Raw genomic sequence first — 13,870 nt, 5'->3', positions numbered from 1 at the left:
AATTTATAATTAAATGTCACACAATTTATTAAAAGGTAAAAGAGGAATTATTTTTGGTGCTCTTGATGAAAGTTCAATAGCCTGGAAAACTGCAGAACGAGTTTTTGAAGAAGGAGGAAGCTTTGTTTTAACTAATGCTCCAGTTGCCATGAGAATGGGAGCTATTAATGAGCTGGCAGAAAAAACAAATTCTCAAATAATTCCAGCTGATGCGACTTCATTAGAAGACCTAGAAAACCTTGTTGAGAAAGCAACAGAAATTCTGGGTGGTAAACTGGATTTTGTATTACATTCTATTGGCATGTCTGTAAATGTGCGAAAAGGTCGTCATTATACAGATCTTAATTATAGCTGGAGTGAAAAAGGATGGGATGTATCGGCACTTTCTTTTCATAAGACAATGCAAACTTTGTACAAAAAAGATGCAATGAATGATTGGGGAAGTATTGTAGCCTTGACTTATATGGCTGCGCAACGTGTGTTTCCTGATTATAATGATATGGCAGATAATAAAGCATATTTAGAATCTATAGCTCGTAGTTTTGGGTATTTCTTTGGAAGAGATAAAAAAGTACGTGTAAATACGATTTCGCAATCACCTACACCTACAACTGCAGGTAAAGGAGTAAAAGGTTTTGATGGTTTTATTGAATATGCAGATAAAATGTCGCCATTAGGAAATGCAACCGCTCTGGAGTGTGCAGATTATACAGTTACTTTGTTTTCTGATTTGACTAAAAAAGTAACACTTCAAAATTTATATCATGATGGAGGATTCTCTAATATGGGAGTAAGTCAAATGGTAATGGAGAAATTTGTTGGAGAAGAATAATCTGATAAACTAAAAAAATATAATTAATATAGTAAGTAAAAAATCCCATCGATGATTAAGATGGGATTTTTTTATGATACCCATTACCTTTGTAATATGAAATAAGCCATATTAATCAGGATGATACCCATCGGTATGATTACATGGCGATTCCATCTGACCATTAAAAAACAATAAATATAAACAGATGAAAATTGACTTTTCTTTTATAATTCCGGTGTATAACAGGCCTAATGAGATCAAAGAGTTGCTAGAGAGCATGAAAGCAATGGATTATCAAGAAGCTTATGAAATTGTAATTGTAGAAGATGGATCCTCAGAGACATCTGAAAATGTTATAGCATCTTTTAGGGATTCGCTACATATAAGTTATTACAAAAAAAATAATACCGGACCTGGGGATTCTCGTAATTACGGAATGCGAAAGGCACAAAATAATTATTTTATTATTTTGGATAGTGATGTCATATTGCCAGAAGATTATTTGTCAAAAGTAAAAAAGTTTCTTTCGGATAATTATGTGCATTGTTTTGGAGGGCCTGATGATGCACATAAAGATTTTTCTAATCTTCAAAAAGCTATTAGTTTTAGTATGACCTCTTATTTAACAACTGGAGGGATACGAGGGCGGAAAAACACATTAGGAAAATTTCAACCCAGGAGTTTTAATATGGGGCTCTCAAGAGAAGCATTTTTGGCTTCTCAAGGTTTTGGGAATATTCATCCAGGTGAAGATCCTGATTTAACAATAAGGTTGTGGGGATTAGGATATGATACGGCACTTATCCCTGATGCAAAGGTATTTCATAAAAGAAGAATTTCTTGGGATAAGTTTTATACACAAGTCAATAAGTTTGGCTTAGTTAGGCCTATTTTAAACCTATGGCATCCAGAAACTGCAAAAATCACCTATTGGTTCCCAACAATGTTCTTGGTTTATACAGTTTTTTCTTGGGTCGCAATATTCTTTGGGTATTGGTATTTTGCTGCATTCTGGAGTTTGTATTTGGTTGTTATTTTCTTAGGAGCTTCTTGGATGTATAAAAATATTGCTATTGGAATACAATCGGTAATTGCGGTTTTGATTCAATTTTATGGATACGGAAAAGGATTCCTAAAATCTTATTACTATATTCATCTATTAAAAAAAATACCAGAACAGAAGTTTAAAGCACTGTTTTTCTCAAAATAAAACCAATGTCTGCCAGAAGAAAGAATAGATTTTCATTTAAAAGAAACAACGTCAAAACCTTTTTGTTTTTTTTAATATTCACATCACTTTTATGGTTGTTTACACAGTTTTCTAAAAACTATACTGAAGAAGTGGAGGTAGGTATTCGTTATATAAACCTTCCAGATGATAGGATTTTGAATGATAGAAGTGATCAAACCCTTAAGCTAACACTTAATGGAAACGGTTTTAGATTAATGAATCATTATTGGAGTACTTCTCATATAGAATTTGATGTGGCTAATGCTACTACTTATATAGATAATGAATATCATTTTTTTGTTAATAAAGAGGCACAGTTCCTTAAAAATGAATTAGATTTTAAAGGAAGGATTTTGGCTGTACAAAAAGATACTGTAAAGCTTAAGTTGGATATTAACTTAGAAAAAAGAATACCTGTAAAAATTGAACAAAATATAGAATATACTACAGGTTATGGAAGCGATAAAGGATTAGAAATCTCTCCAGATTCGATAACGATTAGTGGTCCTGAAAAAATTGTAGATACTATACAGTCTATAAGTACTAAGGAATTAGAATTAGAAGCAGTGAACTCTGATTTTAGTTCAAGATTAGAAATTGATATTCAGGATTTGCCTCCTTCAGTTACTATTTATCCAGCAGAGGTAGATGCTTCTATAGTGGTGAGTAAATTTACTGAAGGTAGAAGCGAAGTACCTATTACCTTACAAAATGTACCTGAAGGAGATAAAATTAAAATTTTTCCTAAAGAGGTGACCGTTGTGTATCGAGTAGGTTTGGATCGTTATAATGAGATAACTCCAATGGATTTTAAGGTAGTAGCAAACTATAATAATGTGGCGGATGATAGTTCATTTTTGATTTTAGAACTTGTGCAAATTCCAGAATCTATTCACGATGTAAGATTACGTGATAAGCAGGTTCAATACGTTATTTTAAAATAAGTAGATGAAAGTAGTTGGGTTAACAGGAGGTATAGGTAGTGGTAAATCTACTATTGCAGCATTGTTTAAAAAGCTGGGAGTATCTGTTTATATAGCAGATAAAGAAGCTAAAGAATTGATGAATGAAAATGTTGAGTTAAAAGAACAGATTGTTGCTTTATTAGGAAAAAAAGCATATCATAATAAAAAGTTGAATAGAGCTTATATCGCTGATAAAGTTTTTAATGATTCATCATTATTGGAGCAATTAAATGCAATTGTTCATCCTGCTGTAGCAAAAAGTTTTAATGATTGGAAAAACAAACAGCAAGGACAATATGTGATTAAAGAAGCAGCAATTCTATTTGAAAATGAAGGGTATAAAAAGTGTGATTATACCATTCTTGTTTCCGCTCCAGAAGAGATTAGAATCGCTAGAGTGCTCAAAAGAGACGGTGTAACGCGGGATCAAGTGCTGTCTAGAATAGGAAATCAATGGGATGATAAGCAAAAAATACCGTTGGCTGATTTCGTTATAAATAACCTGGATTTAGAAGAAGCTGAGAATCAGGTGTTAAAAATTCATGATAAAATTACTTCATAAAACGTTTGTAATCCTAATCTTTCATTTTGTTAACATTTGGTTAAACCATAAAGTAGCTAAATGTTAAAGTCTTACTTTTGAACTATGAATAAAAGGTTATTCGTGTTACTGATAATCCTGATGAGTTTATCGTTGATTGGGATTATTTTCGTTCAGGGGTATTGGATTAATAACACGGTGGAAAACAATGAAGAACAGTTTTCTTTTAATGCCAAACAGATTCTTATTTCTGTATCTAATAACATTCAATACAGAGAGTTTGAAGAGATGTTTTTTCCCCTTCAAGAGGTGTTGGCTAACATAGAAGAACTGGATGATAAAACATTAAGACAGTCGTTAAATGTTACAATTGATAATACAACCAGAACATTTGCATACGCAAATGGTATTTTAGAAGAAGATTATAAATTATTTTCTTCCTTTATCAATTATAATATAGACACCGTCAAACTTAAAAATATTTTAAATCGTAATGTAGATATCTCAATAGAGAAAAAAAATAATGTTACACAGCAAAAATCGAAAGATAAGTTAGATAGAATAAAAAAGTTAACTGACCTCCAAAGAAAGGATTATGAGATTGTAATAGGAGAGTTTGCTAATTTGATTCCTATCCATCGACGAGTAAAGAAAGAGGAGATCCATAGTTTGCTGAAAAAAGAATTAAAAGAGCGGGATATTAAAATTGACTATGAATTTGCAATTTATAGTAATGCCTTAGCGACAAGAGTACGTTCTGAAGATTTTAGTTTAGATTATTCTAATACCTATGCGGTGCCTTTGTTTGTGAATGAAGAAGGAGTAAGCAGGTATCAGTTGTATGTTAATTTTACAGGAGAAAAACGATATGTATTATCAACAATCCTGGGAATGGGAATTTTATCTATAATATTTACATTGGTCATTGTAGTTGCTTATTCAAGTGCTTTATCACAATTATTACAGCAACGACAAATATCTCAGATAAAGACCGATTTTATAAATAATATGACCCATGAGTTAAAAACACCTATAGCAACGATAAATCTTGCGTTGGATTCAATTAAAAATCCAAAAATAGGTGGAGATCCGGAGAAAGTGAAACGGTATATGGGGATGATCCGGGAAGAAAATAAGAGAATGCATGCTCAGGTAGAAAATGTATTGAGAATATCGCAGTTAGAAAAGAATGAATTAAATATTAAGAAAGACAGACAAGAGTTACATCATATTATAGAAGACGCAGTAACTCACGTTTCGTTGATTATAGAAAATAGAGAAGGATATATTAAATCACATTTAGGAGCTCTTAAATCAACAGTTTTGGCAAATGATAATCATTTGACGAATGTAGTGGTTAATATTTTGGATAATGCTATTAAATATTCAGAAGAAGAGCCTAAAATTGATATTTATACAGAAAATGTAAAGAATAGCATAGTTCTTAAGGTTCGTGACCAGGGAATTGGAATGAGCAAAGTTGCGCAAAAGAAGATTTTTGAAAAGTTCTTTAGAGAACATACAGGTGATCTTCATAACGTAAAAGGTCATGGCTTAGGACTAACATATGTAAAAAGAATCATAGATGATCATCATGGTCAAATATGGGTGGAGAGCGAACGGGGGAAAGGCTCCACATTTATAATTAAATTACCGTTAATATCTTAAAATATGGAAACAGAAAACAAAAAGATTTTGCTTGTAGAGGACGACCCTAACTTTGGTACTGTACTAAAGGACTATCTGGTTATGAATGATTATGATGTTGTACACGCTAAAAATGGTATGGAAGGCTTCGAAAAATTCAAGAAAGATGACTATGATATGTGTATCCTTGATGTTATGATGCCTTATAAAGATGGATTTACTTTAGCAAAAGAGATAAGGGATAAAAATGAAGAAATACCGATCATCTTCCTTACTGCCAAAGCAATGAAAGAAGATGTGCTAAAAGGGTATAAAGTAGGAGCTGATGATTATCTTAATAAGCCTTTTGATAGCGAAGTGTTACTTATGAAAATACAGGCGATTATGCAGCGTAAAAGCACAGAGTCTGTAGCAGATAGTAAACAATTCGAATTTAAAATAGGTGGTTTTCACTTAAATTCAAAACTTAGATTTTTGACTTATAAAGAAGAAGAACCTATTAAACTATCACCTAAAGAGAATGAACTTCTTCGTCTACTTGCTTTACATCTTAATGATTTGATGCCAAGAGAGCTTGCACTTACAAAAATATGGAGGGATGATAATTATTTTACTTCTCGAAGTATGGATGTTTATATCGCAAAGCTTAGAAAGTATCTAAAGAAAGATGAAAATGTCGAGATTCTGAATATTCACGGAGAAGGATTCAGATTAGTTGTAAGAAGCGACGAGTCTTAAAAGGGAAATAAAACGGTAAAATCTACATAAATGTGAAATCCACTATTAATTACTAATAGTGGATTTTTCTATATATAAAATAATGAATTCTAATTCTTCCTGATAATCAAACCAAGAAATCTCTGTATCTTTTCTAAACCAGGTCAATTGCCTTTTTGCAAATCTACGGGTGTTTTTTTTGATTTCAGAAATTGCAAAATCTAATTCCCAATCATTATTAAAGTGATTAAATAATTCTTTGTAACCAACAGTGTTTAGTGCATTGAGAGATCGGTATGGGTATAAGTTTTTCGCTTCTTCTATAAGCCCTTGATTAACCATAATATCCACTCTTTGATTAATTCTATCGTAAATAATCTGTCTATCTGCAGTTATTCCAACTTTGATAATATTGAAAGGACGGTTTTTAGAAGATTTAGTAAGAAAAGAAGAGTAAGGTTGCTCACTAGAAATACATACTTCTAAAGCTCGGATTACCCGGTGAGGATTTTGTAAATCTACCTTTTTGTAATGTTCAGGATCTAAAACCCTTAATTGTTCCTGCAAACCTTCAATTCCGTTTACATTAAATTCTTCCTGAAGTTGTTGACGGACTTGTGCATCGGTTTCAGGAAAATAATCTAAACCTTTAGTAACAGCATCTACATAAAGACCTGAACCACCAACAAGAATTGCGTAATTATTCTGTTCAAAGAGCGTGTTTAACAATTCTAAGGATTCTTTTTCAAAATCACCTACAGTATAAGTGTCTTCAATACTTTTGTGTTGAATACAATGATGGGTAGCCTGACTTATTTCTTCTGGAGTAGGAACAGCAGTACCAATACTCATTTCTTTGTAAAACTGTCTGCTATCTGCAGAAATAATTTCGCAATTAAAATGATTTGCTAGTTTTATGCTTAAGCTGGTTTTGCCAATAGCAGTAGGACCTACGATTACAATTAATGTTTTATCCATTATGAAGATTCTCTCCGCATTTATGGCAGAATTTAGCATTATCAGAATGATTGCCCTCGTGGCAGTTCCCACAAGACTGCGTATTAAGATTGATTTTCTTATGTTGTTGGGTATACTCGGCACTTACAATACCAGTAGGAACGGCTATAATACCATACCCCAGAATCATAATTACTGAAGCAATTAATTGTCCAAGAGGGGTTTCGGGAGAGATGTCTCCATATCCCACGGTTGTGAGAGTAACAATACACCAATATACACTTTTAGGAATACTATTAAAACCATGTTCAGAACCTTCGACCAGGTACATAACGGTTCCCAGGATGATAGAAACAATCAAAACAGCAAATAGAAATACAGCTATTTTTGCTCTGCTCGCCTTTAATGCTCTGACTAATCGATTTGATTCTCCAATAAATCTTGCTAATTTTAAAATCCTAAATACCCTTAATAAACGTAATGCTCTGAGTGCAACAAGTGCATGCGTACCAATAAAGAGTAATGATAAATATTTAGGGATCGTGGATAAGAAATCAATAATCCCAAAAAAACTAAAAATGTAGTTTTTGGGCTTGTTGATAGCAATAATCCTTAAAAAATATTCTATGGTAAATACAATAGTAATTATCCATTCTAGAATATTAAACAACGATGCATGTTTTTCATTGATGTAAGAAACGCTTTCGAGCATTACCAATATAATACTGGCAAGAATCATTATAAGAATGATTAGATCAAAGGATTTACCGGCAGGAGTATCAGCTTCATAAATGATCTCGTGCAATCGATCTTTCCAGGTTTTGTGTGATGAATTTTTATTCAAGTGTATTGATTTTGATTAAAAATACTAAAACTAACTGATTTTTTTGATGGTTATGAAATAGTTGTTTTCCATATCTATGATAAGATTAAAAAACTCTTTTAATGATGCATAATATTTTGGAGAATAATAAGAAGTATTAAATATTACCCTGTGAGTCATGATTAAAGTATTGCCGTTCTTTTGAAAACGAATACTGGTTCGTCCTAATTTATCAGGAATTGCATAGGATAAATCTTTAGGGATGTTTTCGAATTCATATCCTTCTGGGATTTCTAACGATACTAAATAGGTGTAAGAATCCTTATAACCAAAATCAACGGGATATGTTCGTTCATTTAATTTAAAAGGATTTTTGCTGAAAAAAGGCTTGGTAAAAGGTTTTATATAGATGAGGTTATCTATTTCTTCAGTATTTCTGACGAAATCAAATTCTTGCCGAAAGGCTGTCTCAAAATCATTTTCATTTTTTAAAATTAAATCATTAATACTTACTTCAGAATACGAGTTTTTGATTTCTTGAATGTACTTTTCTTTATTTACTTTATTAAGTTTTTTTCTTTTGTTATATGCGTGATATCCAGCAAAAACATGTTTTGCTTTACCAGTTAATTCAAGCTTACTATTGAGTTGTATTTTTTCTCTGAAAGTAAATGAAGAATGTTGTTTGTTTTTAATGTCTATCCAGGAGCTTCCATTTTTAAAGTCTAATAATCTACCATATTGATTGAGGCACCTGAACGGAAGTTCCCCAAAACTTAGTACTTTTTCTGTGGCGTCTAATAAAAATATTTTATCATCTATAGAAAGTTGTACAATAAGATAATTAAAATCAGTGATGACTGGATGTAAACGTGTAGCATAACCGTTTCTTCGAGTAGATAGTAGAACGGGTAACACATTAAACCCTTGTTGCTTTAAGGTGTTATGCAGTAATATATTGATGCTGGATACGTTTCCTGTTTTATTTTCGATGGTTTTTTTAATATTACCATCTTTAAATATGCGATATTTTTTGTTCCAGGTGTAATTGTTTGCAATATGCCTATATATAGCTTTAGCCTTATCAAGAACTTGTGGTGTTGATTGGATTGATGTAGGAAGTACATCTTTTGTAATGTTTATTTTTTTTAATTGAAGCCCGATCGAAGGCTCTTTCTTTAATTTATTATCGACATTTTTCCATGTTTCAGTGTATTTTATATTTGTCCCGTCAAAGCCCTTGAATTCTTTGAGTTCATATTCGATACGTGAAAAATAGTTTTTCTTGGCCGTCATATAACTTTCCTCTTTAAAGGCAGGAATATTGCTCATGGCGTAGATATTATGGGAGCAATCTGCTGATGCACCCCCTATTTCAAGGCATTCTTTTATAATTGAAGAATCATTTGTGTCTAATTTCAAAATTCCATTAAGGCGTATGTTGTATACATAATTACCTGGAAGGTCAGCAATATATTCACTATACAGTTTTGGGATATCATCCTGAAAGTCCCATCCATTAAAATTGTATATAAAAGGAGATTCTATCTGATACTTATAGGTTAGAACAGATCCAGATTTTAGATTAGGAAAAGTAAATTTTACAAGGGTGTAATTATCATTATACTTCTCTCTATATATATGATCTTTGTCTATTTTGGTTTTTATAATTTTACCATTTTCTATATTATGAGTATATGCAGTCAAATCCTGAAGCCATTCCTTTTTTCGGTTATTTCTGTATAAAAGGATTTCAATAGTAGCTTTTTTAAACCCTTGTTCGTTTAGGATTTTTACTTTTGCTTGATAATTAGTAAGAAGATTATAGCCTCCACCATTTTCGACTCTGCTAAATCCTTTTTCGTAAATAAAAAAAGCATTGGCTGTAGTATCTTGTTTAAATGTGTTGTTTTCAAGATCAGCCATGCTGACTACCATATTTTTATTATTGTAATTTTCTTGAGATGTAATGCATAGTGAGAAGAAAGCAAGAAATATTAATATAAGGTACTTAGTCATTCTTGGGTAGTTTGATAATCTTTAATCTTTTATTTTTTCGGGTATAACTTTGGATAATGTGTTGAGCATCTCGATTATGCTTCATTGGGGTAATGATTGATCGTAATACTTCTATATTTTGGATTTGAAAATTAAGATTAAAATAACCAATACCTTTAAATTTTCCTTCTTCAACTAATACTATACTCTGCTCGTCAACATCTCGACCACGATCTACAATAATCATGTTTTGACCGTTAAAGGAGTTATTAAAGATAAGTTTTCGTGCTCTTTCATTATACTCTTCGGCAGATTCATCTTTAATACAGGCACCATGGCATTGTTTTATCGTATAATTAAAACAGTTACTTTCTCCATTATCAAGTCCCATTAACTTTAAACACAGATTATACTCTTCTGTCCAGCGATGCATAAAAGATTTAGCTTGTTGTTTGTTGCTAAATGTAGTAATGCTAGTGTTTTTACGGGCATCAGCTTTTGCTGTTTTAAAATTTATATACCCTTGATCATCTACAAACTGATAAAGAGCTTGATCAAACTTTGTTCTACGTAATGCTCTGTTGTATTTTGGTTTATTGATTTTGATTTCTTCACTCTCTTTTAAAAGTGCTAACAGTTCACTACCAGTTATTTCATATGTAATACGGATTACTTCTACCTGGATTCTTCTGGATTTTCTATTGTCACTAGTAAAGTGTTGATTTAATCGTTTTTTTATATTCTTACTTTTACCAATATATATAATAGTACCATCTTCTCGGTGCATATAGTATACTCCTGTAGCTGTTGGAGCTTCTTCTATTAGTCTAAGTAATTTATTATCGATTTGCTTTTTAGGATCTGCTCTTACGGTTTCAGTTATAATCTTTTTTTCAAGATCTTTTGTAAGTAAAAGTTTGAATAGTTTTACAGTAGCCTGAGCATCACCATCAGCTCTATGTCTATCAGAAAGAGGAATTCCTAATCCTCGCACAAGCTTACCTAAACTGTACGACTTTTGATCTGGAATTAATTTTTTAGAAAGCTCTACAGTACATAAGGACTTTCTTTCATATTCAAACCCTAATCGTGAGAATTCTGTTCTTAGAATGCGATAATCAAAACTAGAATTATGAGCTACTATGACACAATCTTCTGTAATCTCAACAATTCTTTTGGCAACTTCATAAAACTTAGGAGCGTTACGAAGCATTTGATTATTAATACCTGTAAGATTTGCTACAAATGGTTGTATCGGCCTTTCTGGATTGATAAGAGAAATAAATTGATCTACAACCTGATGCCCATCAAATTTATATATAGCAATCTCAGTAATTCCTTCTTCATTATATTTTCCTCCAGTAGTTTCTATATCTAAAATTGCATACATTCTTAATCCCGATTGTTTGTTTTCCCTATACTTATATTAAAACAGTTATAATTTGTGTTATTTTAACTTTTTTTGTTTGAAATTTTAAAGCTATAAAATAATTTAGTATTAGTCTTTTGTAACTAAATTAATGATAGTTTCTTGCTCCAAAGATAGAACTTCCTATTCTAACCATGGTACTACCACAATCAATAGCTAATTTATAATCTCCGCTCATTCCTATAGATAAGGTTTTTAATTCAGGATATTGCGGAGTAAGTAGGTTAAAAAAAGTAGTAATAATACCAAATTCTTTTTTGATTTGCTCCATATCTTCAGTAAAAGTAGCCATACCCATAAGTCCTTGGATATTTACATTAGTAAGAGCTTTAATTTCTTCAGAATTCAATAAAGAGGAGATTTCTTCTTTGGTTAATCCAAATTTACTTTCTTCTTCAGCTATTTTTAGTTGTAGTAAACAGTTTATTATTCTATTGTGCTTTTTTGCTTGTTTATCAATTTCTTTTAAAAGCTTGTAACTGTCAACGGCATGAATCAAATCTACAAAAGGTGCCATATACTTCACCTTATTTGTTTGTACATGACCGATCATATGCCAACTAATATCTTTGGGCATGGTTTCCCATTTTTCAGCCATTTCCTGAATCTTGTTTTCTCCAAAAATACGTTGTCCGGCATTATAAGCTTCTAATAAATCAGTTACTGGTTTTGTTTTAGAAACGGCTACTAATGTGACATTTTTAGGGATTGACGTTATGACCTCTTCAAGGTTCTTTTGGATGTTGCTCATAGTTTGCAAATATATCTAAATGGCAACCAACCTCAAAAATAGAATTGTATTTACATCTTATTAGATGTGCTTGATTCGTTTTTGTAGATAAATTCAAACAATAGAATCTCTGGTTATTTATTAGATATTAGAATTCATATACCGTTACACCACTTCTTAGTTTGGGCTCAATATAGGTGCTTTTAGGAGGCATCTTTAGGCCTTCGTCAGCGATGTTTTTCATTTGTTTTACAGAAGCGGGAAACAATCCAAAGCCAACATTAAACTCACCACTATCTACTTTACTTTTGACAAAGACGATATCATTTTTGCCATGAGAATAATCCATTCGAGTATCTGTTCGCAAATCCTCTATACCTAATATAGGTTCTAATACTGTTTTATAAAGGATTTGGGCATCTAACTCATCAAGAGCATTATTAAATTCATAACTTGTTTTTCTGAGATACAACGAATAGAATTCTCCATCCAGGTACATACTAAAATGATGAGGTTTAGAAGGCTTGTATACTTCGATTCCTCGATTTTCTATACGAAACCATTCATCTAGACGTATTAAAAACTCTTCTTTACTTAAACCATTAAGATCTTTAATAAGTCGATTAAATTCATAGATTCTTAAATCTGATTCTGGAATCAAATAACTCATAAAGAAGTTGTAAGGTTCTGTTCCTTTGTGTTCTAGGTTATTCTCTTTGGATTCTTTTGCTAATAGATAAGAAGAAGCTGATCGATGATGACCATCTGCAATGTAAATAGTTTCTATAGTGTCAAATTCTTTTTGAATACTTTCAATTGCTTTTTTATCACTTATTTTCCAAAGAAAATGAGTATCCCTATATGTGGTAGTAAACTCATATTCAGCTCTGCTTTTAATTGTATCCGCAACAATTTTGGTTATGTTTTGATTATCCGGATAGGTGAGTAATACCGGTTCGGCATTAAACCCTACAGTTTTAAGATACTCTTTAAAAGTAGTTTCTCTATCCTGTATAGTGTCTTCATGCTTTTTAATAATATCATTTTCATAATCTTCTGCACTCGCTGCAGCGATGATTCCTGAAAAAGATTCTTGTTCGCGATTTACAATTTTGTATACATAGTAACACGGGGTGTCTTCTTGCATAAAGATATTATCTTCTTTAAACTCGAGATATCGGTTACGCACTAATTTATAACGCTCTTCTCCAGAGATTTCTTTTTGATATTTATATCCTGGATTTATAATATGTAGAAAAGAGTAGGGGTTGTAGTCCATCCTTGAATCTCTTTCGTCAGCAGTATAGCTTTGATAAGATCTTGTCGCTACTAAACTTACTTTATCTCTTGTTGGTCGTACTGCTCTGAATGGAAAAATTTTTGCCATTAGTTTTGTTCTATAAATTTGGTTGGATCTAAATATCCTTTTATGTTTTCTGAATATCCACCACCAATATCCATAAAGATATTATCTCTTATTTCAAGGTGTAAATGTGCCCAATAAATACCGTTTGCATTTCCAATAGTACCAATTAAGCTACCTTTTTCAATAAATCTACCAGGTTTAACTTTGATGCTATCACAATGTGCGTAAACGGATTCATAATAATTGCCTTCAAACTTATGAATAATACGGATTACATTTCCCCATCCTCCACCTATATTCTCTGCATATGATATATAACCATTAGCAATTGCATAAATAGGATCACCTAGATCTGTATTGCCTCCACCGGTTCCGTTCCAGTCATCTCCTAAGTGAAGATTTTCTCCAAATTTTTGAGCATTATAGTATCCTTTACCGTTAGGTTTACCTACTGGAAAATCAAAATCTATAGCTACAAATTTAGGGTTTGCAGTAAAAAGTGAATCATATTTTGAATAGTTGTTCTGAAGAGTTTTATTACTTGTTATTACAGATTTATTTTCTGGCATAGAAAACGCTGTACTCTTTTTTTTACAAGAATAGAAAACAAGAAAAATAACTATGAGATATAGATATCTTTTCATTTAACAAA

At 31.8% G+C, this 13,870-nt stretch carries 13 protein-coding genes; 6 read left to right on the top strand and 7 right to left on the bottom strand.

Features of this window, described 5'->3' with window-relative positions:
• The first annotated feature begins 13 nt into the window (after positions 1 to 13).
• From U0D62_RS21730 to U0D62_RS21705, 6 genes are all read left to right on the top strand, one after another.
• Positions 14 to 832: an enoyl-ACP reductase FabI gene (locus U0D62_RS21730; protein ID WP_322289463.1), complete on the top strand. Its 819-nt coding sequence runs from the start codon at positions 14 to 16 to the stop codon at positions 830 to 832.
• A gap of 187 nt (positions 833 to 1,019) precedes the next feature.
• Entirely contained in the window at positions 1,020 to 2,024 is a 1,005-nt protein-coding gene (locus U0D62_RS21725; RefSeq protein WP_322289462.1) for a glycosyltransferase family 2 protein, read from the top strand.
• Positions 2,025 to 2,029: 5 nt separating this feature from the next.
• The gene (locus U0D62_RS21720) at positions 2,030 to 2,989 is read left to right on the top strand and encodes a CdaR family protein (RefSeq protein WP_322289461.1); all 960 of its coding nucleotides are present in this window, start codon (positions 2,030 to 2,032) and stop codon (positions 2,987 to 2,989) included.
• 4 nt (positions 2,990 to 2,993) lie between these two features.
• Positions 2,994 to 3,572, top strand: coding sequence for a dephospho-CoA kinase (coaE, locus tag U0D62_RS21715; RefSeq protein WP_322289460.1), 579 nt, complete (start codon positions 2,994 to 2,996; stop codon positions 3,570 to 3,572).
• Positions 3,573 to 3,656: 84 nt separating this feature from the next.
• Positions 3,657 to 5,219 (top strand): sensor histidine kinase, encoded by a 1,563-nt coding sequence (locus U0D62_RS21710; RefSeq protein WP_416135557.1) that lies wholly within the window; start codon positions 3,657 to 3,659, stop codon positions 5,217 to 5,219.
• A gap of 3 nt (positions 5,220 to 5,222) precedes the next feature.
• Positions 5,223 to 5,936 carry a response regulator transcription factor gene (locus U0D62_RS21705; RefSeq protein WP_322289458.1) on the top strand — a complete coding sequence of 238 codons (714 nt, stop codon included), beginning with the start codon at positions 5,223 to 5,225 and terminating at the stop codon, positions 5,934 to 5,936.
• A 45-nt stretch (positions 5,937 to 5,981) separates the two neighbouring features.
• Here the strand turns inward: U0D62_RS21705 and miaA are convergent, their stop codons facing one another.
• From miaA to U0D62_RS21670, 7 genes are all read right to left on the bottom strand, one after another.
• Positions 5,982 to 6,893 (bottom strand): tRNA (adenosine(37)-N6)-dimethylallyltransferase MiaA, encoded by a 912-nt coding sequence (gene miaA, locus U0D62_RS21700; RefSeq protein WP_322289457.1) that lies wholly within the window; start codon positions 6,891 to 6,893, stop codon positions 5,982 to 5,984.
• Entirely contained in the window at positions 6,886 to 7,716 is an 831-nt protein-coding gene (locus U0D62_RS21695; protein WP_322289456.1) for an ion transporter, read from the bottom strand. Before U0D62_RS21695 ends, miaA begins: the two co-directional genes overlap by 8 nt.
• A gap of 30 nt (positions 7,717 to 7,746) precedes the next feature.
• On the bottom strand, positions 7,747 to 9,714 hold the full coding sequence (locus U0D62_RS21690) for a DUF3857 domain-containing protein (RefSeq protein ID WP_322289455.1): 1,968 nt from the start codon (positions 9,712 to 9,714) through the stop codon (positions 7,747 to 7,749).
• Positions 9,707 to 11,083, bottom strand: a complete 1,377-nt coding sequence (locus U0D62_RS21685; protein WP_322289454.1) for an exonuclease domain-containing protein — start codon at positions 11,081 to 11,083, stop codon at positions 9,707 to 9,709. The genes U0D62_RS21690 and U0D62_RS21685 overlap by 8 nt, the downstream gene beginning before the upstream one ends.
• Positions 11,084 to 11,210: 127 nt before the next feature.
• Positions 11,211 to 11,873, bottom strand: a complete 663-nt coding sequence (locus tag U0D62_RS21680) for a YggS family pyridoxal phosphate-dependent enzyme (protein WP_322289453.1) — start codon at positions 11,871 to 11,873, stop codon at positions 11,211 to 11,213.
• A 127-nt stretch (positions 11,874 to 12,000) separates the two neighbouring features.
• On the bottom strand, positions 12,001 to 13,239 hold the full coding sequence (locus U0D62_RS21675) for a DUF1015 domain-containing protein (protein ID WP_322289452.1): 1,239 nt from the start codon (positions 13,237 to 13,239) through the stop codon (positions 12,001 to 12,003).
• Positions 13,239 to 13,787 (bottom strand): M23 family metallopeptidase, encoded by a 549-nt coding sequence (locus tag U0D62_RS21670; RefSeq protein WP_322289451.1) that lies wholly within the window; start codon positions 13,785 to 13,787, stop codon positions 13,239 to 13,241. The genes U0D62_RS21675 and U0D62_RS21670 overlap by 1 nt, the downstream gene beginning before the upstream one ends.
• Positions 13,788 to 13,870 lie beyond the last annotated feature (83 nt).

This window comes from Aquimarina callyspongiae, from assembly GCF_034322225.1.
Classification (GTDB): Bacteria; Bacteroidota; Bacteroidia; order Flavobacteriales; family Flavobacteriaceae; genus Aquimarina.
Note: the sequence above shows the minus strand (reverse complement) of the source record. Positions and strands in the feature narration are given on the sequence as shown.

Bases quoted from the DNA above. Each gene is read 5' to 3' on its own strand.
- miaA (WP_322289457.1), bottom strand. From the start codon at position 6,893: ATGGATAAAACATTAATTGTAATCGTAGGTCCTACTGCTATTGGCAAA.
- U0D62_RS21685 (WP_322289454.1), bottom strand. From the start codon at position 11,083: ATGTATGCAATTTTAGATATAGAAACTACTGGAGGAAAATATAATGAA.
- U0D62_RS21720 (WP_322289461.1), top strand. From the start codon at position 2,030: ATGTCTGCCAGAAGAAAGAATAGATTTTCATTTAAAAGAAACAACGTC.
- U0D62_RS21670 (WP_322289451.1), bottom strand. From the start codon at position 13,787: ATGCCAGAAAATAAATCTGTAATAACAAGTAATAAAACTCTTCAGAAC.
- U0D62_RS21705 (WP_322289458.1), top strand. From the start codon at position 5,223: ATGGAAACAGAAAACAAAAAGATTTTGCTTGTAGAGGACGACCCTAAC.
- coaE (WP_322289460.1), top strand. From the start codon at position 2,994: ATGAAAGTAGTTGGGTTAACAGGAGGTATAGGTAGTGGTAAATCTACT.
- U0D62_RS21710 (WP_416135557.1), top strand. From the start codon at position 3,657: ATGAATAAAAGGTTATTCGTGTTACTGATAATCCTGATGAGTTTATCG.
- U0D62_RS21730 (WP_322289463.1), top strand. From the start codon at position 14: ATGTCACACAATTTATTAAAAGGTAAAAGAGGAATTATTTTTGGTGCT.
- U0D62_RS21675 (WP_322289452.1), bottom strand. From the start codon at position 13,239: ATGGCAAAAATTTTTCCATTCAGAGCAGTACGACCAACAAGAGATAAA.
- U0D62_RS21690 (WP_322289455.1), bottom strand. From the start codon at position 9,714: ATGACTAAGTACCTTATATTAATATTTCTTGCTTTCTTCTCACTATGC.
- U0D62_RS21725 (WP_322289462.1), top strand. From the start codon at position 1,020: ATGAAAATTGACTTTTCTTTTATAATTCCGGTGTATAACAGGCCTAAT.
- U0D62_RS21680 (WP_322289453.1), bottom strand. From the start codon at position 11,873: ATGAGCAACATCCAAAAGAACCTTGAAGAGGTCATAACGTCAATCCCT.